This is a genomic window from Anaerocolumna sedimenticola (genome assembly GCF_009931695.1).
Classification (GTDB): Bacteria; Bacillota; Clostridia; order Lachnospirales; family Lachnospiraceae; genus Anaerocolumna; species Anaerocolumna sedimenticola.
In genome coordinates, this window is the sequence record NZ_CP048000.1 from 1,205,001 (window position 1) to 1,230,704 (window position 25,704).

22 protein-coding genes, 1 tRNA gene and 1 pseudogene are annotated in these 25,704 nt (G+C 32.1%); 14 read left to right on the forward strand and 10 right to left on the reverse strand.

Annotated elements, in window-relative coordinates:
• Nucleotides 1-151: 151 nt before the first annotated feature.
• From Ana3638_RS05380 to Ana3638_RS05425, 10 genes are all read right to left on the reverse strand, one after another.
• A tRNA-Ser gene (locus Ana3638_RS05380) sits at nucleotides 152-239 on the reverse strand.
• A 213-nt stretch (nucleotides 240-452) separates the two neighbouring features.
• Complete coding sequence (locus Ana3638_RS05385) at nucleotides 453-1,016, reverse strand: Fe-S-containing hydro-lyase (protein WP_161837111.1); 564 nt, start codon at nucleotides 1,014-1,016, stop codon at nucleotides 453-455.
• A 186-nt stretch (nucleotides 1,017-1,202) separates the two neighbouring features.
• On the reverse strand, nucleotides 1,203-2,048 hold the full coding sequence (locus Ana3638_RS05390) for a fumarate hydratase (protein WP_161837112.1): 846 nt from the start codon (nucleotides 2,046-2,048) through the stop codon (nucleotides 1,203-1,205).
• A 317-nt stretch (nucleotides 2,049-2,365) separates the two neighbouring features.
• Nucleotides 2,366-4,981, reverse strand: a complete 2,616-nt coding sequence (gene gyrA, locus Ana3638_RS05395) for a DNA gyrase subunit A (protein ID WP_161837113.1) — start codon at nucleotides 4,979-4,981, stop codon at nucleotides 2,366-2,368.
• 86 nt (nucleotides 4,982-5,067) lie between these two features.
• Nucleotides 5,068-6,978 carry a DNA topoisomerase (ATP-hydrolyzing) subunit B gene (gyrB, locus tag Ana3638_RS05400; RefSeq protein WP_161837114.1) on the reverse strand — a complete coding sequence of 637 codons (1,911 nt, stop codon included), beginning with the start codon at nucleotides 6,976-6,978 and terminating at the stop codon, nucleotides 5,068-5,070.
• Nucleotides 6,975-8,105 carry a DNA replication/repair protein RecF gene (recF, locus tag Ana3638_RS05405; protein ID WP_161837115.1) on the reverse strand — a complete coding sequence of 377 codons (1,131 nt, stop codon included), beginning with the start codon at nucleotides 8,103-8,105 and terminating at the stop codon, nucleotides 6,975-6,977. The genes gyrB and recF overlap by 4 nt, the downstream gene beginning before the upstream one ends.
• Nucleotides 8,106-8,124: 19 nt before the next feature.
• Nucleotides 8,125-8,334: an RNA-binding S4 domain-containing protein gene (locus Ana3638_RS05410; protein ID WP_161837116.1), complete on the reverse strand. Its 210-nt coding sequence runs from the start codon at nucleotides 8,332-8,334 to the stop codon at nucleotides 8,125-8,127.
• 107 nt (nucleotides 8,335-8,441) lie between these two features.
• A complete protein-coding gene (dnaN, locus tag Ana3638_RS05415) occupies nucleotides 8,442-9,554 on the reverse strand; it encodes a DNA polymerase III subunit beta (protein ID WP_161837117.1) in 1,113 nt (370 codons plus the stop codon).
• A 266-nt stretch (nucleotides 9,555-9,820) separates the two neighbouring features.
• Nucleotides 9,821-11,182 (reverse strand): chromosomal replication initiator protein DnaA, encoded by a 1,362-nt coding sequence (dnaA, locus tag Ana3638_RS05420; RefSeq protein WP_161837118.1) that lies wholly within the window; start codon nucleotides 11,180-11,182, stop codon nucleotides 9,821-9,823.
• A 542-nt stretch (nucleotides 11,183-11,724) separates the two neighbouring features.
• Complete coding sequence (locus Ana3638_RS05425; RefSeq protein ID WP_161837119.1) at nucleotides 11,725-12,318, reverse strand: phosphoribosyltransferase; 594 nt, start codon at nucleotides 12,316-12,318, stop codon at nucleotides 11,725-11,727.
• A gap of 385 nt (nucleotides 12,319-12,703) precedes the next feature.
• On the opposite strand from Ana3638_RS05425, the gene rpmH reads away from it, so the two are divergent.
• From rpmH to Ana3638_RS05495, 14 genes and pseudogenes are all read left to right on the forward strand, one after another.
• A complete protein-coding gene (gene rpmH / locus Ana3638_RS05430) occupies nucleotides 12,704-12,838 on the forward strand; it encodes a 50S ribosomal protein L34 (protein WP_161837120.1) in 135 nt (44 codons plus the stop codon).
• 184 nt (nucleotides 12,839-13,022) lie between these two features.
• Nucleotides 13,023-13,373 (forward strand): ribonuclease P protein component, encoded by a 351-nt coding sequence (rnpA, locus tag Ana3638_RS05435; RefSeq protein ID WP_161837121.1) that lies wholly within the window; start codon nucleotides 13,023-13,025, stop codon nucleotides 13,371-13,373.
• Entirely contained in the window at nucleotides 13,373-13,585 is a 213-nt protein-coding gene (gene yidD, locus Ana3638_RS05440; RefSeq protein WP_161840454.1) for a membrane protein insertion efficiency factor YidD, read from the forward strand. The genes rnpA and yidD overlap by 1 nt, the downstream gene beginning before the upstream one ends.
• Nucleotides 13,586-13,641: 56 nt before the next feature.
• Nucleotides 13,642-14,904, forward strand: coding sequence for a YidC/Oxa1 family membrane protein insertase (locus Ana3638_RS05445; RefSeq protein WP_161837122.1), 1,263 nt, complete (start codon nucleotides 13,642-13,644; stop codon nucleotides 14,902-14,904).
• Nucleotides 14,905-14,906: 2 nt separating this feature from the next.
• Complete coding sequence (jag, locus tag Ana3638_RS05450; RefSeq protein WP_161837123.1) at nucleotides 14,907-15,659, forward strand: RNA-binding cell elongation regulator Jag/EloR; 753 nt, start codon at nucleotides 14,907-14,909, stop codon at nucleotides 15,657-15,659.
• Nucleotides 15,660-15,894: 235 nt separating this feature from the next.
• Nucleotides 15,895-17,271, forward strand: a complete 1,377-nt coding sequence (gene mnmE, locus Ana3638_RS05455) for a tRNA uridine-5-carboxymethylaminomethyl(34) synthesis GTPase MnmE (protein WP_161837124.1) — start codon at nucleotides 15,895-15,897, stop codon at nucleotides 17,269-17,271.
• Nucleotides 17,272-17,556: 285 nt separating this feature from the next.
• Nucleotides 17,557-19,449, forward strand: coding sequence for a tRNA uridine-5-carboxymethylaminomethyl(34) synthesis enzyme MnmG (mnmG, locus tag Ana3638_RS05460; RefSeq protein WP_161837125.1), 1,893 nt, complete (start codon nucleotides 17,557-17,559; stop codon nucleotides 19,447-19,449).
• A gap of 85 nt (nucleotides 19,450-19,534) precedes the next feature.
• A pseudogene (gene rsmG, locus Ana3638_RS05465) lies at nucleotides 19,535-20,253 on the forward strand (16S rRNA (guanine(527)-N(7))-methyltransferase RsmG).
• A gap of 390 nt (nucleotides 20,254-20,643) precedes the next feature.
• A complete protein-coding gene (locus tag Ana3638_RS05470; protein WP_161837126.1) occupies nucleotides 20,644-21,108 on the forward strand; it encodes a GNAT family N-acetyltransferase in 465 nt (154 codons plus the stop codon).
• Between the two features lie 110 nt (nucleotides 21,109-21,218).
• Nucleotides 21,219-22,322, forward strand: coding sequence for a sensor histidine kinase (locus tag Ana3638_RS05475; protein ID WP_161837127.1), 1,104 nt, complete (start codon nucleotides 21,219-21,221; stop codon nucleotides 22,320-22,322).
• The gene (locus tag Ana3638_RS05480; protein ID WP_161837128.1) at nucleotides 22,322-22,972 is read left to right on the forward strand and encodes a response regulator; all 651 of its coding nucleotides are present in this window, start codon (nucleotides 22,322-22,324) and stop codon (nucleotides 22,970-22,972) included. Before Ana3638_RS05475 ends, Ana3638_RS05480 begins: the two co-directional genes overlap by 1 nt.
• 170 nt (nucleotides 22,973-23,142) lie before the next feature.
• Nucleotides 23,143-23,919: a ParA family protein gene (locus Ana3638_RS05485; protein ID WP_161837129.1), complete on the forward strand. Its 777-nt coding sequence runs from the start codon at nucleotides 23,143-23,145 to the stop codon at nucleotides 23,917-23,919.
• Nucleotides 23,920-24,175: 256 nt separating this feature from the next.
• Complete coding sequence (locus tag Ana3638_RS05490; RefSeq protein ID WP_161837130.1) at nucleotides 24,176-25,075, forward strand: ParB/RepB/Spo0J family partition protein; 900 nt, start codon at nucleotides 24,176-24,178, stop codon at nucleotides 25,073-25,075.
• 16 nt (nucleotides 25,076-25,091) lie between these two features.
• The gene (locus Ana3638_RS05495) at nucleotides 25,092-25,604 is read left to right on the forward strand and encodes a DUF4446 family protein (protein WP_161837131.1); all 513 of its coding nucleotides are present in this window, start codon (nucleotides 25,092-25,094) and stop codon (nucleotides 25,602-25,604) included.
• Nucleotides 25,605-25,704 lie beyond the last annotated feature (100 nt).

Here is a 25,704-nt window from a genome sequence, read left to right on the forward strand (position 1 = left end):
GGCTAACTCTCATCGCGTCAGCAAAAACTATTCTACCACAGCACTTATATTTTGTCAACACTTTTTTAAAAATTATTTAATATTAGATATCAATTAATTCTTTTTTGTTTTAACAAAACTGATACAGAAAATAGTATTAATAAAAATATGACGGAGAAAGAGGGATTTGAACCCTCGCGCCGCGCAAACGACCTACACCCTTAGCAGGGGCGCCTCTTCAGCCTCTTGAGTATTTCTCCATGATCTGAACTTCCATTCATCATATTTAATTATTAACATCTAACTTTTCTCGTCAGGTGCATTAGATAGTATAGCAAACGCTTTTTCATTTGTCAACAATTTTCTAAAACAATTTTTATATTTTTTTGATAATAGATTAAAATGCTGCTTTTTTGTTATATAGATATTGATTAGTCTACTTCTTACCATGAAAAATATTCGTTTTAGATTAATTAATCTATAAAATTTTCTTCTCTAAATTCTTTTTGAGCAGTTTCATATAGATTATTACCTAAACAATCTATCACAACTATTACCGGAAAATCCTCAACATACAATTCTCTTATGGCTTCCGTTCCTAAATCATCATATGCAATTACTGCAGACTTTTTTATCTTCTTTGATAACAAAGCACCGGCTCCCCCGACAGCAGCAAAATAAACTCCTTTATTTTTTATAATAGAATTAATTACCTCTATACTTCTTTTACCTTTTCCAATCATACCTTTTAATCCATGTTCAAGTAAAAGAGGAGTGTATTTATCCATACGGCTACTGGTTGTAGGTCCGGCTGATCCGATAACCTGATCCTCTCTTTCCGGTGTTGGACCTAAGTAGTAAATAATAGTGTCGTTAAAATCAAATGGTGCTTTCTCACCATTTAACATTCTTTCATATAATCTTTTATGTGCTGCATCTCTGGCTGTATATATGGTTCCTGTAATATATACATAATCCCCTGCTGTTAACTCTTTCGTTATTTCTTCAGTTAACGGAGTTTTTATATGTTTTTCCACGTACTGCCTCCTAATTTAGCAATTTATCCACAAATCAATGAGAGATATCTATTAATCCGTGGATAAAAAAATTTTTTTCAGCTTAATTTGTTACTATATCTTATTAATATCCTTCTTTTACATATTAACTGCCTTATCTTTTGAAAAAACCCTTCTTTTATCCTTTTTACCCTTTTCCATGATTATTTACCTTAGTATTCTGGTTATATGCCGGTTTACATGACAACAAATATTAATTGCTACCGGCAGTCCTGCTATATGTGTCGGATAGGTTTCAATATTAATACCTAATGCAGTAACCCTACCGCCGAGTCCTCCGGGTCCTATACCTAATTTGTTAATTTCACTTAATAATTCCATTTCTAGGTTTTTAATGTGATCTAATTTGGAATGTTCATTAATATTCCTGGTTAAAGCCTTTTTCGCTAATAATGTGCATTTTTCAAAACTGCCGCCAATACCCACGCCGACTACTATGGGCGGACAAGCGTTGGGTCCTGCTAAATTTACAGTCTCAATAACTGCCTTTTTAACTCCTTCTATCCCATCAGATGGTTTCAGCATATAAACCCGGCTCATATTCTCACTTCCAAAACCTTTTGGAGCTATTGTTATTTCCATAGTCTCTCCGGGTATAATCTCATAATGTATAATTCCTGGTGTATTATCTTTGGTATTAATTCTAAGGAGAGGATCCCCTACAATAGATTTTCTTAAAAATCCTTCCTCATATCCCTGCCTGATTCCTTCATTAATTGCATCTTCTAAATTAATTCCCTTAATGTGTACGTCCTGTCCTATTTTTATAAATACAATTGCCATTCCGGTATCCTGGCAAATTGGTATACTATCGTTTTTTGCTATCACTAAATTTTCATCTAATTGCTCTAATATCTGTTTGCCAATGGTGGAACATTCTTTAGAAATTGATTTTTTTACAGCCTCCCGTATATCCGGTGATAGATTATAATTAGCCTCTATGCACATTTCTTTTATATTTTTTATTATAATGTCGGTGTGTATCGTATTCATTTGGTCTCCTTTTTATTATTTTTATTTTTAGAATTGGAGTGTCAAAAGCCAAATTTCATTATGGTTCGCCAATTAGCATATTTTATATCCTGATTGTGTGATACGAAACATAATACTTCCGGGTACGCTCTTGCTTGGGTAAGTAGTAGTGGTACATTTTAAAAAATAAGCCTTATCCCTGTTATAATAAATTGTTCTATTTCCGATTATCTCAGAAATAATAGAAACTATTTGATACATAACAGGTTCAGGCTTATTTTTTATATTTTTTATCTGTTTAAAAATAACTTCTTTATCCGATTGATATTTTTGAAATCCTATTCCACATCCATACCATCATTGGATTGGATTTCAATTTCTGATTCAGCATCTTCATCATAACTTTCTTCATCATCTATAGAATTATCAACAGCCTGATTATCAGAATTTTCTTCTTTTAATTCCTTTTCCAGCTGTTTGATAACCTCTTCATCTGAAGTCTGAGTATTATTATCTCTTACTTTAGCAATACTTGCAACCGTAATATCTTTTTCTGTATCCATATCAATTAACTTAACACCGGATGTAATTCTTCCCAAGTTTGATATATCCTTTACTGCTAAACGGATAATTATACCCTCCGTCGTTATAATCATGATTTCATTTTCTTCATTTACTGCTTTAACACCTACAACATATCCCGTTTTTTCGGTAATTTTATAGCATTTGACACCTTTACCGCCCCTTCTCTGAACAGAGAACTCTTCCATACTGGTTCGTTTACCCATACCTTTTTCAGATACAAATAAAAGTGATTCTCCCTGGGTACTTAGCTGCATTCCGATAATCTCATCATTATCTTCCAGGTTCATACCTATTACACCCATAGAAGTACGGCCGGTTTTTCTGACATCTTTTTCATTAAACCGGATACATTGGCCATTTTGGGTAACTAAGATAATATCTTTTTTATTGTTGGTCGCTTTTACCTCTATTAAGTCATCATCTTCCCTGAGATTTATTGCCTGTAAACCGGATTTACGAATATTTTCATATTCTTTAATCGGTGTTTTCTTAACAATACCTTTTTTCGTCGCCATAAATAAATATTTATTATTCTGATATTCCTTAAGCGGAATAATGGCTGTAATTCTTTCCTCTGGCAATAACTGAAGAAGATTGATGATGGCGGTTCCTCTGGCCGTTCTGCCGGATTCCGGTATTTCGTAAGCTTTTAACCGGTAAACACGTCCTTTATTGGTAAAGAACATAATATAGTGATGGGTTGTAGTCATTAACAGATCTTCGATAAAATCCTCATCAATGGTCTGCATTCCTTTAATACCCTTACCGCCTCGGTGCTGACTCTTAAAGTTATCTACTGTCATTCTCTTTATGTATCCTAATCTGGTCATAGCGAGAACCGTATTTTCATTGGGGATTAAATCTTCCGTAGACAGATCATCTTCGTCAAAACCTATGGAAGTTCTCCTGTCATCCCCGTATTTATCACGAATAACCGTAATTTCATCTTTTATAACTGTAAGCAATTTTTTAGTATCACTAAGAATTGCTTTATATTCTGCAATTTTTTCCATTAATTCAGCATGTTCATTCTCAAGTCTTTCTCTTTCCAGACCTGTTAATGCACGAAGTCTCATGTCCACAATTGCCTGAGCTTGTACATCGGTTAAAGAGAATCTTTCAATTAATCGTTCTTTTGCTATATTAATATTTTTAGAAGAACGGATAATATTGATAACTTCATCAATATTATCCAAAGCAATTAATAATCCCTGTAAAATATGGGCTCGCTCTTCTGCTTTGTTTAAATCGTATTTTGTTCTTCTCGTAACAACTTCTTCCTGATGTATTAAATAATACTTCAGCATCTCGTGAAGATTTAATACACGGGGTTGATTATCTACTAAAGCTATCATGATAACCCCAAATGTATCTTGCATTTGGGTGTGCTTATACAGCTGGTTTAATAACACATTGGCATTGACATCACGTCTTAATTCAATACAAATTCTCATACCGGAACGGTCTGACTCATCTCTTAATTCCGTGATACCGTCAATTTTCTTATCTTTTACAAGTTCAGCTATTTTTTCTATCAATCTGGCTTTATTAACCATATAGGGAAGTTCGGTAACTACTATACGGTTTTTGCCATTTGCCATGGTTTCTATAGTAGATACCGCACGTACTCTAATCTTTCCGCGGCCGGTACGATAAGCTTCTTCAATTCCTCTGACACCTAATATACTTGCACCGGTAGGAAAATCGGGGCCTTTCACGATTTCCAATAATTCTTCCATGGAAGTATCTCTGTCTTCCAAAATGTTATTATCGATCATTTTAACTACGGCATTAATAACTTCTCTTAAGTTATGAGGCGGAATATTGGTTGCCATACCAACTGCTATTCCGGATGTTCCATTTACTAACAGATTAGGATATCTGGAAGGAAGAACCGTTGGTTCCTTTTCTGTTTCATCAAAGTTCGGGGAAAAATCAACCGTATCTTTGTTAATATCCGATATCATTTCCATGGAAATTTTACTTAAACGGGCCTCCGTATAACGCATTGCGGCTGCTCCGTCTCCATCCACAGAACCAAAATTACCATGGCCGTCTATTAATGGATATCTAGTTGAAAAATCCTGAGCCAGTTTTACCAATGCTTCATAGATAGAGCTGTCTCCGTGAGGATGATATTTACCCATGGTATCACCGACAATACGTGCACATTTACGGTGCGGTTTGTCAGGACCATTATTTAACTCTATCATAGCATATAATATTCTTCTTTGTACCGGCTTCAGACCATCTCTTACATCCGGAAGTGCACGGGCTGCTATTACAGACATGGCATAATCGATATATGATGTTTCCATTGTCTTTTTCAGATCAACCTCATGAACCTTATCAAAGATATTTTCGTCCATTTGTTCTCCTCCATCAATTCTATGTCAACGTAGTTTTCGAAAAATTCATAGAATAAAATCTCAAAAATTACATTTCAGTACAGATATTAAATATCTAAGTTTTTAACATATTTTGCATTGGTTTCGATAAATTCTCTTCTTGGTTCCACTTTATCTCCCATTAGGGTTGTAAAAGTTAAATCAATTTCAGAGGATTCTTCTTCATCAATGGTTACCCTTAACAGAACCCTTCTCTCCGGATCCATGGTTGTTTCCCAAAGCTGTTCCGCATCCATTTCCCCTAATCCTTTATACCGCTGGATTTTATTATTGGAATCACGTCCGATTTCCGTTAATATCTGGTTTAGTTCTTCATCGCTGTAAGCATATTTTACCAGCTTATTTTTTTCAACTTTATATAACGGCGGCTGAGCCATATAAACATGCCCGTCTTTGATTAGGTCAGGCATAAAACGGTAAAAAAATGTCAATAGTAAAGTACTGATATGGGCTCCGTCCACATCGGCATCCGTCATTATAATGATTTTATGATAACGTAATTTAGAAATATCAAAATCATCTGATATTCCTGTTCCAAAAGCCGTAATCATGGCTTTAATTTCGTTGTTAACTAATATTTTATCCAATCTCGACTTTTCAACATTTAATATTTTACCTCTTAAAGGCAGGATTGCCTGGGTCGCTCTGGACCTGGCAGTCTTAGCGGAACCACCCGCAGAATCACCCTCAACAATATAAATTTCGCAGTTTTTGGGATCCTTATCGGAACAATCTGCTAATTTACCCGGTAAACTCATGCCTTCTAAAGCGGTTTTTCTCCTTGTTAAATCCCTGGCTTTTCTTGCTGCATCTCTGGCCCTTTGGGCTAAAATTGCTTTTTCCAGAATTATTTTTGCAACACTGGGATTCTGCTCCAGAAAATAAGTCAGCTGCTCGCTGACAATACTGTCAACAGCACCTCTGGCCTCACTGTTACCTAATTTTTGCTTCGTCTGTCCTTCAAACTGAGGCTCCGGTATTTTTATGCTGATAATCGCCGTCAGGCCTTCTCGGATATCTTCACCGCTGAGACTAGGCTCATTATCTTTTAAATATTTTAGATTTCTGGCAAATTCATTAAAAGTTTTCGTTAATGCATTTTTAAATCCTGCCAGATGGGTTCCACCCTCAGGAGTAGTAATATTATTAACAAAGCTATAACAGCCTTCCGTATAGGAACTGTTATGCTGCATAGCTACCTCAACATATACATTATCCCTGTTGCCTTCACAGTAAACAATCTCAGGATATATCGGATCCTTATGCCTGTTAAGATATTCCACATATTCTTTAATACCGCCCGCATAATGGAATTCTCTTTCTACCTGAGGTTCTACCCTGTCATCTTTTAATATTATTTTTAAATTCTTGGTTAAAAATGCCATCTCACGAAGACGTTGTTTTAGAACTTCATAATCAAAGACCGTCTCTTCAAATATTTCCTTATCCGGTAAAAAAGTAACCGTTGTTCCTGTTCTGTCAGTTTCACCAATTACTTCTAAGGGTCTGGCAACCTTGCCTCTTTCATATCTTTGTTTATGGATTTTGCCATCCAAATATATCGTAACTTCAAGCCATTCCGATAAAGCATTAACAACGGAAGCACCAACACCATGCAAACCGCCTGATACCTTATATCCTCCGCCGCCGAATTTTCCTCCCGCATGGAGAATGGTAAATACCACTTCAACAGCAGGTATTCCCTTCTTATGATTGATTCCCACCGGTATTCCACGTCCATTATCAATTACGGTTACGGAATTATCTTTATTAATGATTACTTCTATCCTGTCACAAATTCCTGCCAAAGCTTCATCAACTGCATTATCAACAATCTCATAAACTAAATGATGTAGGCCCTTTGCTGAGGTACTGCCAATATACATACCAGGCCTTTTCCTGACTGCCTCTAAACCTTCCAGTATTTGGATTTGATCTGCACCGTATTCTGTACTCATAAATTGCCTCCTGTTTTTCTATGGATGATTTCCAATGTAGATGTATTCTCGTTAGTAACTGTGCCTTCGACAACCCTGTAAATATTATCACATTCCATCCTGTTTGTGATAAATTCCTCCAGGCCTGTACAAGTAATGATAGTCTGTATACCGTGAATACTATTCAGTAAATAATTCTGCCTTTTTCTATCTAACTCAGATAACACATCATCCAATAAAAGAATTGGTTTATCTTGGGTTATCTTTTTCACTAATTCAATTTCTGCAAGTTTTAATGATAAAGCCGAAGTTCGCTGCTGTCCCTGGGATCCAAATCTTCGGATATCGATATCACCGTTTAAAAAACTGATGTCATCCCTATGAGGACCCACATTTGTCATTTTTAAAGCAATATCTCTTTCCTGGGAATCGGCAAGTTTATTGCTAAAACTTTCAATACTTACGTTTGGTTCATATTTTATAACCAATTGCTCTTTGTCACCGGATAATTTTCTATGTATATCGTATACAATTTCATTAAGCTGCTCTATAAATAGATTTCTTCTTTGAATTATCTGAGTTCCATATTCTACCAATTGCATATCCCATATACTAAGTGTATCCAGTAATTTTTTATTAAAACTGATCTGTTTCAATAAATTATTTCTTTGGCTAATAATTTTATTATAATTGGTTAAATTATATAAGTAAACTTTATCCAGCTGGCATAATTCAAGATCGATAAACCTGCGTCTTTCGGAAGGACCATTTTTTATGATGCTTAAATCTTCCGGAGAAAAAAATACAATATTAACGATTCCAAATAATTCACTGGATTTTTTGATAGGCAACCCGTCAATCGCTACCCCTTTGGGTTTATTTTTCTTTAAATGCATATCCACTTTATGAGTTGCTTTATCACGGTCTAATAAAATCCTTATATGGGATTCGTCTTTATCCAGCTTGATAATTTCTTTATCTTTACTACCTTTATGAGATTTCGTAGTGCCGCAAATATAAATTGCTTCTAAAATATTGGTTTTTCCCTGGGCATTATCACCGTATAGAATATTAATACCATTATGAAATTCCATAAAAAGATTATCATAATTTCTGAAATCTTTTAGTTCAAGGGTTTTGATATACATTCCAGCACCACGATTCTAATTATTTTTCAATTTTTATAGTCTCATGATTAAATTCGACTATATCACCATCATATAATTTCTTACCTCTTTGTATTTCTGTGTTTCCATTTACTTTTACCAAGCCATCCTGTATTACAAGCTTAGCATCAACTCCGGATTCTACTAAACCGCCGGCTTTTAGGGCTTGGCCTAATTTAATGAAATCTTCTCTTAATTTAATTATTTGCATTTTAATACCCTAACCTTTCCAGACTGTTAGTTACCGTATAATTATAATATTAATCATACCAATAATCTATAATACGAACGACTTAGAGATTATTGATAAAATACTATTTATTGAACTGCGGAATTAAAATTTACAGGTAGTATTAAATAAATATATGATTCATCTTTATCTCTGATAAAACAAGGAGCTTTCGGATTAATCAGATAAATATCGATATCTTCATCATCAATTACTCTTAAGGCTTCAATAAAGAATTTAGGATTAAATCCTATGGTTATATCTTTGCCTTCTTTCGTAATGTCTATTTCTTCATCCATGGAACCTATGGTTGAATTTATTTTAAGCTCCATATTTCTATCATCAATTTTTACAATAATAGGTTTCTTTTCTGTTTCTTTGATTAACAGGGTAGCTCTGTCAATACAGTTTAATAATTCTTTTTTATTAATCGTAACTTTCGTTTCATAATCGCTGGATAACATTTGGTTAATTTTGTAATATTCACCTTCGATTAACCTGGATAAGACAATGGTATCATCAAATTCAAATAGAATATGTTTATCAGTAAAAAATAAACTAATTTCATCTGTAAATTCACCTGACAAAATTTTACTTACTTCAATTAAAGTTTTACCAGGAACAATTACTTTTATATCATTATATTCTTCTTTTAATGTTATTTTTCTGATTGAAATTCGGTGACCATCCAATGAAACTACTTTTAATTCACTTCCGTTAATCTCAAATAATTCACCGGTCATTATTTTATTGCTTTCATTATCGGATATGGAGAATACCGTCTGTCTGATTACTTCTTTTAGTGTAAATTGGGATAAAACAACTGCACTTTTCTTTTCTATATTAGGCAGGTACGGAAATTCTTCTCCGCTTTTTCCGGATATGGTAAATTTCGCTTTTTCACAGATTATAGTTAATAAGTAATTACTGTCTGTATCTATGGTTACATCATTATCAGGCAGCTTACGGATAATTTCAGAAAATACTTTTGCATTTACAGCTACCGTTCCGGGTTCAATAATTTCACCCTTCACTAAGGTTTCTATTCCTAATTCCATATCATTAGAAATTAATTTAATTCTATCATTTTTTACTTCAATTATTAAACATTCCAATATAGGCATCGTAGATTTAGCTGGAACCGCTTTTAAAACTATATTAACACGATTTAGTAATTCTGTTTTAGAACAAACGATCTTCATAATTGTGTATAACTCCCTTCGAGGTTTTCATGTAAATATATATAATTAAATTTTCTAGCAGTAGTAATAGAGGCTGTTAATTTGTGTATAAGTACTTTAAAGCTATAAAATTCATGGTTTTAAGAAAAGGATAACCATGTGAAAGAATCTAAAGCGAATTTGTATGAAAAAATCAGCTTAAAATTAATCCTTAAGTTATCCAAAGCAAATTCACATGAGAATAACAATCTACCAACAGCAGCGTGTGGAAAAAAATAAACCTTTTATTAAGGATTAATTTTTTTGGTTAATACTTCAATTGTATTTTGCATACTGGGATCTTTCTTTATATTGGATTCAACTTTATCAATACCATGCAGAACGGTGGTATGATCTCTGTTACCCATAATCTTTCCAATATCAGAAAGGGAAAAATCCGTTAATTTACGGCATAAATACATGGCAACTTGTCTTGGGTATGCTATGTTCCTACTCTTATTGACAGAATAGATATCAGTAGATGTAATATTAAAGTGTTCTGCAATAACATCAATGATTAAAGCCGGTGTTATCTGTTTTTTATCATCCGGAGAAATAAGGTCTTTTAATGCTTCTTCCGCAAGGGTTACATTAACTTCCTGTTTCTTTAAACGGGAAAGGGCTACTATTTTAGTTAGAGCTCCCTCTAATTCTCTGATATTTGATTTAACATTCGTTGCGATGTATTTCATAACTTCATTATCAATCTGCAGACCGTCCAGTTCTTCTTTTTTCTTAAGAATTGCCATTCTGGTTTCATAATCCGGCGGCTGAATATCAACGGTTAAGCCCCATTCAAAACGGGAACGAAGCCTTTCTTCCAAGGTTAATATATCTTTCGGCGGCTTATCGGAGGATATAATAATCTGTTTTTTCGATTCATGCAGAGTATTGAAAGTATGGAAGAATTCTTCCTGAGTACTTTCCTTACCAATAATAAACTGAATATCATCGATTAGCAAAACATCAATATTACGGTATTTTTCCCTGAACTCGGTCGGTGTAGTGTTTACATTACGTATGGATTCAATCAATTCATTGGTAAACTTTTCACTGGTTACATACATAACCTTACTGTTAGCATTTTGTTCTAATATATAATGAGCTATGGAATGCATTAAATGGGTTTTACCAAGTCCTACACCTCCATAGATAAATAGCGGATTATAAATTTCTGCCGGGGATTCGGCAACTGCTAAAGACGCAGCGTGTGCCAGATTATTATTGGCACCAACCACAAATGTATCAAAGGTATATCTTGGATTCAAAAAAGACAAACCGTTTTTCTGATTTTTATTAACTTCTGCGGAAGCTGTTGTACTTTTGGCTTTTGCAGGTTCTATTTGGCTTTCCAATATAAATTCCAAATCGAAATTTTGGTTCATGATTTCTGTAATAGCAACCTTTAATGGAATACCATACTTTCTGCTTATGAAATTTTTGCTGTCAGGGCCGATCATTTTATCATCTATAGATATAGTAATTAAATTATCTTTTACTGAATATACTTTTAAAGGAAGCAACCAGGTTTTAAAAGAAACATCAGTTACACAATGTTCGATTTTAAGATATTCCAGTATTTCGTCCCATTTATCTTGAATTTCATTCATTACATTAATCTCCCTAATATAAAATTTCGTACATACCTAACTTATATGATATAACAAAATTGTGGATATTTCAATGAAAATATGTAATTTAATCTCTTAAGAAGGCGGATATCCCCATAAAAATCAAGTTTAACAACAATTGTGTGAATAAATTATAAAAAGTATAAACATCAAAAAATTCCAGATTTCTTGGGAATTTAATTTACAATTGTTTTAAATATTCACACCAATTCACATAGTTATCCACAAATTATCAACAATTTGTGGATAACTATGTGTGAAATAATTGTTTTTAATTTTTTATTGTGATTTTCCGGTACTTCAGAAAAAAAAGAATGTAATTTAAGATGAGAAAAATGAAAAATAAAAAGCCCCGTATTCGAGGCTTTCTGAGAATGAAAAAGGAGCTATTTTTAAATATATATCAAAAAGGTAAAAGGATTAATACTTAATATAAAAGGATAAAAAGTATAATAAAGTATAAATCCAGTAGTCTATTATAATTTAGTATATCCATATCCATTCACAATGGCTTCTATTTTCTAGTTCGACTGACAAAAAGGACATTCAGTTATTTTGTAATTTTTATATTCGGGTAAATCTTTACTTCTAAATATGGAGTATACCGGAATACCTTCAATTTTATTTACCGCACTAAATATTGCATTAATACCTTGTATGATTCCACCGTAGTATTTTATACACTCGATGCATTTTCTAACCGTATTGCCGGTAGTAACCGATGCAACGAATAATAATATATGTTTGCCGTTTACGGACGGCAGATTATTATCTCTGAAAATCAATTGTCCGCTATTATATTCGGGAGATATGATATAAATTGTTTTGTGGGCATTCATGGATAATATACCGGCTTTGGACAGTTCTAATGCTAGAAAACCACCCATAACTTCGCACCCGTCCATGCAGACTATGGTATCCACAATAATATCATTACTATTAAATTTAGCTAACGTTTTAGATGCTTCCATAGCTTCGTTTAAGCGGGTCTTCAGAGAAGTCATATCAAGATATAAATTAATATGGGAGTACCCCGTTGCAAAATGACCAGGTATGATTTTTAGAGAAACTTTGTTATTCATAGGTGCTTGAATCTTCAATGCTCTGTTTTCCATATTCCATATCTCCTTTAAATTAGTTGAATACTGTAAATATTATACTATAATTACCAAATAATTTCAATTTATTATCATTACTTCATAATAATATAAATTCCATATGTAATTTAATTAAATTATTAATTTATTCGATTATACTTAAAAACTTATACTGAGAATTAATAAATAAAATGTATTATGTTAATTTTATAATTGAATAATTTAGTATTTATGAAAGATAATAGAAATAAACTGTCCGATATATGCTGATATTAATAAAATAACTACTTGACGTACAAGCAGTTAACGAATATAATAAAACATGATATTTTAAATTTAATTAAAATAGAACAAATACGCTTACCATATATATTTTGGTATATTTAGAAGGAGGTGCACAATAATGAAAATGACATTCCAACCGAAGAAAAGATCCAGAGCTAAAGTTCATGGATTCAGAGCAAGAATGAGTACTTCAAACGGAAGAAAAGTTTTAGCCAGCAGAAGAGCAAAAGGTAGACACAAATTATCAGCATAGGTCGCATTATTGTGGCCTTTTCTTCTCTTATAAAACTAATATTAACATAAGGGGTCTGCAATAGGCAGGCTAAAGTTGTTAATTTGAGGCGTTCGCTTAGGGCGGTCGTTTATTGTAAACATAAGATGTTCGTCAAAGCGGGCGTCTAAAGTTTAATCTGTTTTTGAGAAAGGGCCGTGGGATTTTGAAATCGTCAGAATCAATGAAAAGCAACACCAACTTTAAAAACGTATACCATAATGGCAAATCCTATGCAAATACGTATTTAATAATGTATGTTTTAAAGAATGAGACAGAAAAGAATAAGATTGGAATTTCTGTAAGTAAAAAAGTTGGTAACAGTGTGATAAGGCACAGATTAACAAGATTAATTCGTGAAAGTTACAGAATGAATGAAAATATGTTTAATAGTGGTTTAGACATAGTAGTGATTGCAAGAGCAGGTGCAAGAGGAAAGAGTTATAATGAAATTAATAGTGCATTAATTCATTTGGCAAAGATGCATAAAATTCTAAAAGAGATGATAAAGTCGTGATAAAGCGAGTTTTAATATTTTTAGTTAAATTATACAGAAGGTTTATTTCTCCTCTTAAAGGAAGGTCCAGTTGTATCTATACGCCTACCTGCTCTTTGTATGCACTACAGGCACTGGAAAAATATGGTGCAATTAAAGGAACGTATTTAGCTATTAGGAGAGTTTTAAGATGCCATCCTTTTGCAACAGGTGGTTATGATCCGGTTCCGTAAAGAGTTTGGTCAGGGAATATGGCACTTAAAGTGGTGTGTCCAAGGAGGAAATTAATTTGTTTAGTATATTTTTAACGCAGAGAGGCGGTATATTAGGTCCGATTGAATCATTATTAGGATGGATATTAAATGCTATTTATGAATTCTTAAGTTTATTCGGAATACAAAATGTAGCTATCGTTATTATTTTATTTACGTTTATCGTTAGGGGTTTTATGATTCCTTTAACCATAAAACAGCAAAAATTTTCCAAATTGTCATCTAAAATGAATCCGGAAATATCCAAGATTCAAGCTAAATACAAAGGAAAAAAAGATGAAGTGTCATTAAGAAAACAACAGGCTGAAACCCAGGCCGTTTATCAGAAATACGGAGCAAGTCCTACTGCAGGGTGTTTGCCATTATTAATAACTTTACCAATCATGTTTGCATTATACCGGGTAATATATAATATTCCTGCATATGTACACGATATAAATCAAATGTACAGCAATATTGCGGAAGCCATCAGAGGTACAAATGGTTATGTAGACATCATGACCAGTCTGGCAGAGAAGGTTAATGTTAAAGCGTCTTCCTTTAATGAAGTAACGGCTGATGGAATTATCTCCGTTAATCATGTAATTGACATTTTATCAAAATTTAAGTCAGATCAATGGGCGGAATTAAAGAATAATTTTCCATCCCTTTTAACAGTGATAGATCAGAATTATGCGAATATTTCCAGTGTTAACAGGTTTATTGGAGGTTTGAATATTATAGATGCTCCTGGATTTTCATTTCCGGGAATACTTATTCCAATATTAGCAGCCGGTTTACAGTTTATTCAGGGTAAACAGACTCAGGCATTAAATCCGACAGATAAAGATAATCCTATGAGTTCAACTATGAATACCATGAATACGGTTATGCCTATTATGTCAGGATTTTTCTGCTTTATGTTACCTATCGGTGTAGGTATCTACTGGGTAGCCGGCAGTTTATTTGCTATTATCCAACAGTTTATTATAAATAAACACATGGAAAAAGTAGATGTTGATGCCTTAATTGAAAAAAATGTAATGAAAGCTAATAAACGTAAAGCAAAATTAGGAATTGACCCCAATGCTTCCATGGAAGAATTAGCAAAGAAACAAACCAGATCAATTGAAGTACCGGTAGAAAATGTAAATACTTCAACATCAAATTATGCAAATGCTGTAAAAAAGAACTATGAACCATCCGATTATAAGAAGGGCGATGAATCTTATAAAGCCGGTAGTATATCTGCGTATGCGAACCTTCTTAATAATAGGAATAATAATAAGGGGGATAAGTAATTATGGAATGGTTAGAAATTACTGCTAAAACTGTAGATGAAGCGTTAACAGAAGCCTTAATTAAATTGCAAACAACCAGTGACCGGGTTGAATATGAGATTATTGAAAAAGAAAGCAGTGGTTTTTTAGGTTTATTTAATAAACCTGCCAAGATACGTGTAAAATTAAAAGACAGCGTGGATAATATTGCAAAAGACTTTTTAAGTAAAGTGTTTAAAGCCATGAATATTGATGCTAAATTAGAAGTTGTGTATGACGAAGAAGCATCCTCTATCGATATAAATATTGTTGGTGATGATATGGGTGTACTGATTGGTAAAAGAGGACAAACCTTAGATTCTCTTCAATATTTAGTGAGTCTTGTATTAAATAAAGAAAGTGATAATTATTTAAAAGTAAAACTGGATACTGAAAATTATCGTCAAAGAAGGAAAGAGACCCTTGAGAACCTGGGTAAAAACATAGCATTCAAAGTGAAGAGAACGAAAAAGCCCGTTTCTTTAGAACCTATGAATCCTTATGAGAGAAGAATTATCCATTCTGTTTTACAAAATGATAAATATGTGGAAACCCATAGTGAAGGGGAAGAACCTTATAGAAGGGTAGTTGTCACTCTGAAAAAAGGTGCGGTTAACAAAGATTATAAATATAATAATCATGGTAAATACGCACACAATAACAGCTCTAATAAAGAATATAACGGGAATATAAATAAGAACAGAGAGTTTAGTCAAAAGCATAGTGAAGTGGAATAGAAGTGAGGGTGTATTAAAGATAAATTTGCTTTGATACACTCTTTTCTAACATTATTCCAGGATTCATTCTTAAAGTTTGTGATGCCGTCAAAGGGCATCCTGTCTGAAGGCTGAGAGAAAATATTATCAATGAAAGGATGCCACAAGAAGATTCTTTCAACCTGTGAAATATGTTTCACAATTTATTATTGTGGCAGTATCGCAATCAGCCTTGCGATATGCAATGTGTGTAAAGATGAATAAAGATACGATTGCTGCTATTGCAACTGCAATGAATAATGCCGGAATCAGTATCATTCGTATAAGCGGCGATGATGCATTGTCAATTATGGATAAGATATATAAAAGTAAGAGCGGGGATAAAAAGATTTCTAAAATGCCCAGTCATACGATTCATTATGGATTTATTGTGGATGATGAAGTCATAATCGATGAAGTAATGATCCTGATAATGAAGGGTCCAAAGAGTTATACGAAAGAGGACGTTATAGAAATTGACTGCCATGGAGGAATCGTTGTTACGAAACGAATCTTAGAGGCGGTTATTAAAAATGGTGCAAGAATTGCAGAGCCAGGAGAATTTACGAAGCGTGCTTTTTTAAATGGAAGAATCGATTTATCCCAGGCTGAGGCAGTTAGTGACATTATTAATGCCAAAAACGAATTTGCGCTTAAAAATTCAATCAATCAATTACGTGGTAATGTATTAAATAAAATCAAAGTCATACGGGACGGTTTAATACATGATTTGGCATTTATTGAAGCTGCTTTAGATGATCCGGAGCATATTAGTTTGGAAGGTTTTGGCGATGAATTAAATTCTCATATAGATGATAATTTAAAAGAGCTGAAAATACTATTAAAATCATCTGAAAATGGACGTTTTTTAAAAGAAGGAATTAAAACAGTTATAATAGGTAAACCCAATGCCGGTAAATCTTCCTTATTAAATATATTAGTTGGAACTGACAGAGCAATTGTAACGGAAATAGCAGGAACAACCAGAGATACATTAGAAGAAACAATTCAATTAGGTAATATTACATTAAATATAATTGATACGGCAGGAATACGAACTACTGAAGATATTATTGAAAAAATCGGTGTGGATAAGGCTAAAAAATCTGCTTTGGACGCAGATTTAGTTATTTATGTTATTGATGCTTCAAGAAATTTGGATGAAAATGATAAAGAAATTATTAACCTTATAACGGATAAAAAGGCAGTAATATTATTTAACAAATCGGATCTTGATGTTATAATTAATCCCAAAGAGATTGAAACATTAACCGGTAAAGATGTTATTTCAATTTCAGCTAAGGAGAATCAGGGAATCGATTTACTTGAAAAATGGATTATCGATCAATTCTTCAGGGGCCAGTTGAATTTTAATGATGAAATATATATTACAAATATGAGACAAAAAGAAGCGATAGCCGGAAGTATTGAGAGTCTTGAGATGGTGAAAAAGAGTATCGAAGATCAAATGCCGGAGGACTTTTACTCCATTGATATAATGCATGCTTATGAACTGTTAGGAAGTATTATCGGTGAGGCGGTAGATGAAGACCTGGTAAATACAATCTTTAGAGAATTCTGCATGGGTAAATAAGGTTTTATATACTATGTATTTTCTTACTATGTTTTTTCTTATTAATCAATTACAGCTGTAAATTAAATCTTATTAAATTGTTTTTATTATAAAAGTAGTTAAGCAATAAAGTTTATAGTAAATTAAATTTAAATTGAAATATTATATTTTATGATGTATTTATAGAAATTTATAAATGGGACTTTATTATTTGGTGGGAATATAATCTAATGTCCTTGATTTGCTTAATATCACCTATCTGGCATTAAAAAGTAATATTAAGCTTAGATAACAGAGGAGGATATAATGTCATATACGTATGAAGCTTATGATGTTGTAGTAGTTGGTGCGGGCCATGCAGGATGTGAAGCAGCACTAGCATGTGCAAGATTATCTCTAAATACATTAATAGTTACAATCAGTATGGATAGTATTGCTTTAATGCCCTGCAACCCTAATATAGGAGGAACATCAAAAGGGCATTTAGTAAGAGAAATTGATGCATTAGGCGGTGAAATGGGTAAAAACATTGATAAGACCTTTATTCAGTCTAAAATGTTAAATATATCAAAAGGACCGGCAGTCCATTCCTTACGTGCACAGGCAGACAAGCAGGATTATAGCAGATCCATGAGAAAAATACTTGAAAATACTCCAAATTTAACATTAAAACAAGCAGAGGTAGCTGAAATACTTGTTGAAGAAGGAAAAATTGCGGGTATTAAGACTTTTTCAGGTGGAATTTATCCTTGTAAGGCCGTAGTTTTATGTACCGGTACTTATCTGAATGCAAGATGTGTTTATGGTGACGTAAGTAATTACACAGGACCAAATGGATTACAGGCCGCAAATCATTTAACAGATTCGTTAAAATCCCTTGGAATCGAAATGTATCGGTTTAAAACCGGAACACCGGCAAGAATTGATAAAAGATCCATAGATTTCAGTAAAATGGAAGAACAGTTTGGAGATGAAGAAATTGTACCTTTTTCTTTTACCAACACAGCAGAACAAATAAATAAAGAACAGGTATCCTGTTGGTTAACCTATACCAATGAAACGACTCATAATATAATCAGAGCCAATATTGATCGCTCTCCATTATATTCAGGAAATATAAAAGGTACCGGCCCCAGGTACTGTCCGTCTATTGAAGATAAAGTAGTTAAGTTTGCAGATAAAGACAGACATCAGGTATTTATTGAACCGGAGGGTAATTACACCAATGAGATGTATGTTGGCGGTATGTCCAGTTCTCTTCCGGAAGACGTTCAATATCAAATGTACCGAAGTGTGGCAGGTCTGGAAAATGCAAAAATTGTGCGTAACGCATATGCAATTGAATATGACTGTATTAATCCAATGCAGTTAAAACCTACATTGGAGTTTAAAAACATAGAAGGATTATTCAGCGGCGGACAATTTAACGGAAGTTCCGGTTATGAGGAGGCTGCAGCTCAAGGTTTAATGGCAGGTGTTAATGCAGCTATGAAACTTCTTGGCAAGAATCAAATCGTACTGGATCGCTCCGAGGCTTATATCGGTGTATTGATTGATGATCTGGTAACAAAAGAAACCCATGAACCATACCGTATGATGACATCCAGAGCTGAATACCGTTTATTATTAAGGCAGGATAATGCCGATTTAAGATTAACCAAGATAGGTTATCAGATTGGATTAATACCAGAAGAAAGATATCAAAAAGTTTTAACAAAAGAGAAACAGATAAAAGAGGAAATGATACGGTTAAATAATACTTTAATTGGGGCAAACCAGGAAGTACAGATTTTATTAGAGGAAAGTAACAGCAATACGTTAAAAACAGGAACTACCTTAGGTGAATTAATTCGCCGTCCTGAATTGTCTTATGAAATAATTGAATCTATTGATAAAAACAGAAAACCCTTACCGAAAGATATAATAGAACAGATAAATATAAATATTAAATATGAAGGATATATTCAAAGACAATTAAGACAGGTGGAACAGTTTAAAAAATTAGAAGGCAAACTCATACCGAAAGATTTGGATTATACCAATGTTCCAAGTTTAAGAATTGAAGCAAAACAGAAATTAATGCAGATCAAACCTGTATCAGTGGGACAAGCTTCCAGAATATCAGGTGTTTCTCCGGCTGATATTTCAGTACTTCTAATATATTTAGAACAATATAAAAGAAAAGCAAGTAATGAATAAAAGGAACATTTAAGTAAGAGAATAATTTATAAAATTTAAATATTACTATTGAGAAATTTACTCATAGATTAGAAGGATTAGAGCGATGGATAGGAAAGCAGCATTTTCCCTTTTGTTAAATGAATTAAATATAACATTATCGGATAAACAGGTGGATCAATTTTTAAAATATTATGAAATGTTAATAGAAAAAAATGAAGTTATGAATCTCACTGCAATAACTGAATATGAGGAAGTTTTAAAAAAGCATTTTATAGACAGCCTTTCTATAATTAAGGTATATAATATTAACCAGGCAATCAAGGTTCTGGATATGGGTACCGGAGCTGGTTTCCCTGGAATCCCTTTAAAAATTGCTTTTCCTTCTTTAGAAATAGTGTTATTAGATTCATTAAATAAAAGAGTTAATTTCTTAAATGATGTAATAAGGGAGCTGGGATTAAAAAATATTACAGCTGTGCACGGAAGAGCCGAAGATTTCGGGAAAGACAGGAATTATCGGGAAAAATTTGATCTTTGCGTATCCAGAGCAGTAGCAAAATTATCAACACTTTCGGAATATTGTATACCATATTTAAAAGTCCAAGGGTATTTCATCTCATATAAAGCAGGAAATATTCAAGCGGAATTAGAAGAATCAAAAAAGGCAATTGATATTTTAGGGGTTGCGTTGATAAGGTTGATAATTTTCAATTACCTGGTACGGATATGGAACGGACATTAATACTAATTAAAAAATTAAAAGCTACACCTAAATCATATCCAAGAAATGCCGGAAAACCTTCGAAAGAACCTATTATATAAGTATCTGCATAGATATTTTTAACTATTTTAATTATTACTTTTTCAATTTTTTTTCATTTATTTTTAGAAATTCATATATTTATTACTTTTTTTAATAAATATAACGAGGAATAATGTAATATGTTGACGAATAATGTAGAATATGGTATTTTATTAATAATGAGTTAATTATGCATATTAACAATACCTTAAAATTATAAGAATATTGGAGTGTCAGTTGTCTTTAGTGTATAAAATTATTTATTTAATATCTTTATGCATTCCATCATGAAAAGGCGATTGGCACTTTATTTAATATTTATAAAAAATTTACCATAATAGATAAATAAGTATTATAATATAAAAAGACAATTTAATTGTTACGGTAAAAAATAATCAGAGGTGAACATTTTGGTACAAGGAAAATATCTATATTATGGTGACGACTTATCAGAAGTTTTCAATATTAGAAGAAAAGTTTTTGTAGAAGAGCAAGGGGTATCAGAGGATGAGGAGTTTGATGAATATGATGATTTATCAATTCATGCTCTTGTATATGATAATAGTGAAAGTAAGAAACCTGTAGCAACCGGAAGAGTATACAATGATGGTATCAATTACAGAGTGGGAAGAATTGCTGTTTTAAAGGAAGAAAGAGGCAAGTACTACGGTGATTTTATAGTAAGGCTCTTGGTAAATAAAGCATTTTTGTCCGGAGCGAATGAAGTAATCATTAATGCACAGGTAAATGCAATTCCATTTTACGAAAAAATAGGTTTTAAAACTTATGGGGATGTTTTTCAAGAAGCTGGAATTGATCATATAGCTATGAAAGTTTTACTAAATTCCATCTGCAAGAAATGTGACAAAAAATAACTAATTTGGGACTTTTTAAGAAAAATTATTTTTTATTTTTCAATTTAGACTTTAAAAAAAGCTAATTATGTTATATTATATAGTTAAAAAATAGGGAGAGTTATATTATTATGATTCATCAAGATGATAATATGGGGTTTATGGAACAATTATGCGATGCGCTAAATTTTTTAACACAAAATGAAGAGCAGACCCAGAAAGAACTTGATCAAATTAATACTACAATTAAATGTTTAGAAGAAGAATTAAAAGAAATTAATAATAGTTTAGATGTTATTAATAAAAATAATTCTAATGCTGATTTATTTTCTCCGTCTATAAAAAATGATAAAGATAATAGGGTAAGCTTTTTAACTGCAGAGAAACAAAATATTGAATCAAAAATAAAAGATTCGGAAGAAAGTTTTCTCTTTTTAATTAAGCGTAAAAATAGCCTGGATAATTTGATAAATTGTTTTTATACAATGAAAAGCAATTGTATTGAAGAACCGGGAGCGGTTAACGAATCTGCAAATTACAGTACTGAAAATAAAATCAGCCTGGAAATGGGAATTAATGTATTAGAAACGCAAGAAAATGAACGAAAGTGTATAGCAAGAGACTTACATGATTCCACTGTACAAAACCTGACAAATATGATGCATAAAACTGAATTGTGTACAAGATTAATTGATGTTGATCCGATTCGTGCCAAGTTGGAATTGCAAACAATGATTAATACAATTAAAACTACCATTAATGATATGAGAAATATTATTTTTGGATTAAGGCCTATGTCTTTAGACGATTTAGGTCTAATAGCAACAATTGAGAGATATATCAGGGATTTCAAAAAGAATCATGAAATTGATATTAATTTAAAAGTTTTAAACGAAGAAAAAAGTATCTTACCGGTAATTAATTTAACCTTATTCCGAATAGTCCAAGAAGCATCCAATAACGCTATTAAACATGGTAAAGCGAATGAAATTATAATAGATTTAGATTACGAAGATGATTTTATATTATTATCAATATACGATAATGGTATTGGATTTAAAAAGGATTTTAATATCGAGACAAAAGAAAATATGGTTTCAGGGTATGGATTATCTATGATGAAAGAGAGAGTATTGCTTTTATCTGGAGATTTTAATATAGAATCAAAAGAAAACAAAGGAACAAAGATTTTAGTTAAGGTACCGCTAAACCATGCAAGGAGGACGTATAAATAATGGAACCGATTAAAATTGTTATCGCAGATGATCACCGTATGGTAAGGGAAGGATTAAAACAGCTTCTGGAATTAGATGGTGATATAGTAGTTATTGGAGAGGCAGGAGACGGGGTATCATGTCTTGAAATAATTAAAAATTTAAATCCAGATGTGGTTTTGCTGGATATTAATATGCCGCAGATGAATGGTCTTCAAGTTCTTCAAAAATTGAAGGAAAATAAGTGTAAGAGTAAAATTTTAATTTTAACTATCCATAATGAAATTGAGTACCTTATGAAAGCAGTTGATATAGGAGTGGATGGGTATGTATTAAAAGATTCAGAATGTGATGTATTAAGAAAAGCAATATTTTCTGTTTTCAACGGTGAGAATTATATTCAAAGTGAATTAGTATCTCTAATGAAAGAAAAATTAGAAAACTCTGAACAAGATGAATTAACAGAGGATAATTTACTTACCAAGAGGGAGATGGAAGTACTAAAACTATTAACAGAAGGTTTATTTAATAAAGAAATTGCTTATCAGTTATCCATTAGTGAAAAAACAGTTAAGAATCATGTATCTAATATATTTAAAAAGATAAGTGTTTCTGATCGTACACAAGCAGCTGTTTATGCAATAAAAAATAATATTGTAGAAATTCTATAATGAAGTAAATTATAATATATAATACTTTTAGCGTACAAATCAAAATGAGATTGTACGCTTTTTGTTTCACGTGAAACATTTTTGTAAACTATGTCGGAAAGTATAGATATATGTATGAATAAGTGTTATAATTAAGTGGTTAAAATTTAGAATTGTAAAGGGGGAATAAAATGGGACGTATTATAGCTGTGGCTAACCAAAAAGGTGGAGTCGGTAAGACAACGACCGCCATAAATCTATCCGCTTGCTTAGCTGAAAAAGGAAAGAAAGTTTTAACTATAGATATAGACCCACAAGGTAATACTTCCAGTGGATTAGGTATAGATAAAAACAATCTAGAGAATACAATATATGAATTAATGATAGGGGATTGTACCATTGAAGATTGCCTTTTGAATAATATCATTGATAACCTTTCTCTATTGCCCTCTAACGTAAATTTGGCTGGAGCTGAAATAGAGTTGATCGGAATCGAGGAAAAAGAATATATTTTAAAAAAAGAGATAAGTAAAATCAGAGATAATTATGATTATTTAATTATAGATTGTCCCCCTTCTCTAAATACATTAACTGTAAACGCAATGACAACAGCGGATACCGTGTTAGTTCCGATTCAATGTGAGTATTATGCTTTGGAAGGTTTATCTCAATTAATACATACAATCAATTTGGTAAAACAAAGACTAAATCCTAACTTGGAAATTGAAGGGGTGGTCTTTACTATGTATGATGCCAGAACAAACTTATCTTTACAGGTTGTTGAAAACGTAAAGATGAATTTAAAGCAGACGATTTATAAATCAATCATACCTCGAAATGTAAGATTAGCCGAAGCACCAAGCCATGGACTTCCAATTAATATATATGATCCAAAATCCGCTGGTGCAGAGGGATATAGAGATTTAGCAGATGAAGTTATAGAGAGAGATACTATTAATAATAATTGAAAATAACGAATAAATTATTAACTTATTGCTGGTATGTTTATATTTATTAAATGATGTAGATAGTTTTTGATATAAATAATGATAATTTTTAGAGAATAGGTTTTATAATGACTTAATACAAAAGTAAATATATATTTAATTCATTCTTAATTGTGAAAATATACATAAAAATTAATAAAAGTAATTGTAATGTGTAGATTTAAGACATTTTTAACTTAGGTTTTAATAGTTAAACTTTTTAGAAAGGAATATGAAAATGGCAACAGCAAAAAGAGGTCTAGGTAAGGGATTGGATTCTATGATACCAGAAAAGGTGGACAAGAGTGGCATTCAATCAGTAAAACAACCGGATGATAATGTTTCACGTGAAACATTAATAAACATAAATGAAATTGAACCGAATAAAGGACAACCTCGTAAAAATTTTGACGAAGATGCTATTCAGGAATTAGCAGATTCGATTAAACAATATGGAATAATACAACCTTTGATTCTGCAAAAGAAAGATAAATATTATGTTATTGTTGCAGGTGAAAGAAGATGGCGGGCTGCTAAGGTAGCCGGTTTAAAGAAAATTCCTGCGATTATAAAAGATTATTCTCCTCAAGAAATAATGGAAATTGCATTAATCGAAAATTTACAAAGAGAAGATTTAAATCCAATAGAAGAAGCAATGGCATTTCAGAATCTTATCAAGGAATTCAATTTGAAGCAGGATGAAGTGGCCGAAAGAGTATCAAAAAGCAGGGTTGCAGTCACTAATTCCATGAGATTGTTAAAACTGAATCCAAAAGTACAGCAAATGTTAATAGATGGAATGATATCGAGTGGGCATGCAAGAACTTTATTGGCTGTTGAAGATCTGGAGCTACAATATCAGGTAGCATTGAAAGTGTTTGATGAAAAATTAAGTGTAAGAGACACAGAAAAATTAGTTAAAAACTTAATGAATGCGAAGGATGAAGTTAAAAAAGAGACAGCTGTAACAAGAGAAGACTTATATATCTATCGGGATCTAGAAGAAAAAATGAAAAGAATAATTGGTACTAAGGTTTCTATAAAGAAAAAATCCAATAATAATGGAAAAATAGAAATTGATTACTATTCAACAGAAGAATTAGAACGTATTATTGAATTATTTGAATCTATTAATTAAAGGAGAATAAGTACAAATGCAGATTTTTGATACACTTGGAATTGATATGGGTTATGTTTTAATCGGTGTTTCCGGTTTTACCATCGTACTATTTATACTTGTTATTATATTAATGGCTAAACTAGGCAATGTTAATAAAAGGTATAAAAAATTTATGGTTGGAGCAGATGGTAAAAGTTTAGAAAATCAATTTATTACCAGATTTGCAGAAGTTGATGAATTAAAATTAGAAAGTAAAAAAATAAAAAACAAAATAAATAAAATCAGTGAAAATTTAATTCTTACTTATCAAAAAGTCGGTATTGTAAAATATGATGCTTTTAAAGAAATGGGCGGAAAGTTAAGTTTTGCATTAGCCATGTTAAATGATAACAATGATGGGTTTATTCTTAATTCAATGCATTCTAGCAGAGAAGGATGTTATACTTATGTTAAAGAAGTAATTAAAGGAGAAGCTTTTGTTGTCTTAGCAGAAGAAGAGCGATTGGCATTAGAAGAAGCTAAAAGGACTAGAGATTTTATGAGTTAAATTTTTAGATCTCTTAAGTAAAAGAATGAAAATAAAAGAATATAAAATATGAAATAGTAATATAAAATACGAAATAGTAATAAAAACTACGAGAAGTAAT

Excerpts from the sequence above, each read along its gene's own strand:
- Ana3638_RS05390 (WP_161837112.1), bottom strand. The coding sequence starts at position 2,048 with ATGAATACGATACACACCGACATTATAATAAAAAATATAAAAGAAATG.
- gyrA (WP_161837113.1), bottom strand. The coding sequence starts at position 4,981 with ATGGACGAAAATATCTTTGATAAGGTTCATGAGGTTGATCTGAAAAAG.
- gyrB (WP_161837114.1), bottom strand. The coding sequence starts at position 6,978 with ATGAGTACAGAATACGGTGCAGATCAAATCCAAATACTGGAAGGTTTA.
- recF (WP_161837115.1), bottom strand. The coding sequence starts at position 8,105 with ATGTATATCAAAACCCTTGAACTAAAAGATTTCAGAAATTATGATAAT.
- Ana3638_RS05410 (WP_161837116.1), bottom strand. The coding sequence starts at position 8,334 with ATGCAAATAATTAAATTAAGAGAAGATTTCATTAAATTAGGCCAAGCC.
- dnaN (WP_161837117.1), bottom strand. The coding sequence starts at position 9,554 with ATGAAGATCGTTTGTTCTAAAACAGAATTACTAAATCGTGTTAATATA.
- dnaA (WP_161837118.1), bottom strand. The coding sequence starts at position 11,182 with ATGAATGAAATTCAAGATAAATGGGACGAAATACTGGAATATCTTAAA.
- Ana3638_RS05425 (WP_161837119.1), bottom strand. The coding sequence starts at position 12,318 with ATGGAAAACAGAGCATTGAAGATTCAAGCACCTATGAATAACAAAGTT.
- rpmH (WP_161837120.1), top strand. The coding sequence starts at position 12,704 with ATGAAAATGACATTCCAACCGAAGAAAAGATCCAGAGCTAAAGTTCAT.
- jag (WP_161837123.1), top strand. The coding sequence starts at position 14,907 with ATGGAATGGTTAGAAATTACTGCTAAAACTGTAGATGAAGCGTTAACA.
- mnmE (WP_161837124.1), top strand. The coding sequence starts at position 15,895 with ATGAATAAAGATACGATTGCTGCTATTGCAACTGCAATGAATAATGCC.
- mnmG (WP_161837125.1), top strand. The coding sequence starts at position 17,557 with ATGTCATATACGTATGAAGCTTATGATGTTGTAGTAGTTGGTGCGGGC.
- Ana3638_RS05475 (WP_161837127.1), top strand. The coding sequence starts at position 21,219 with ATGATTCATCAAGATGATAATATGGGGTTTATGGAACAATTATGCGAT.
- Ana3638_RS05480 (WP_161837128.1), top strand. The coding sequence starts at position 22,322 with ATGGAACCGATTAAAATTGTTATCGCAGATGATCACCGTATGGTAAGG.
- Ana3638_RS05485 (WP_161837129.1), top strand. The coding sequence starts at position 23,143 with ATGGGACGTATTATAGCTGTGGCTAACCAAAAAGGTGGAGTCGGTAAG.
- Ana3638_RS05490 (WP_161837130.1), top strand. The coding sequence starts at position 24,176 with ATGGCAACAGCAAAAAGAGGTCTAGGTAAGGGATTGGATTCTATGATA.
- Ana3638_RS05495 (WP_161837131.1), top strand. The coding sequence starts at position 25,092 with ATGCAGATTTTTGATACACTTGGAATTGATATGGGTTATGTTTTAATC.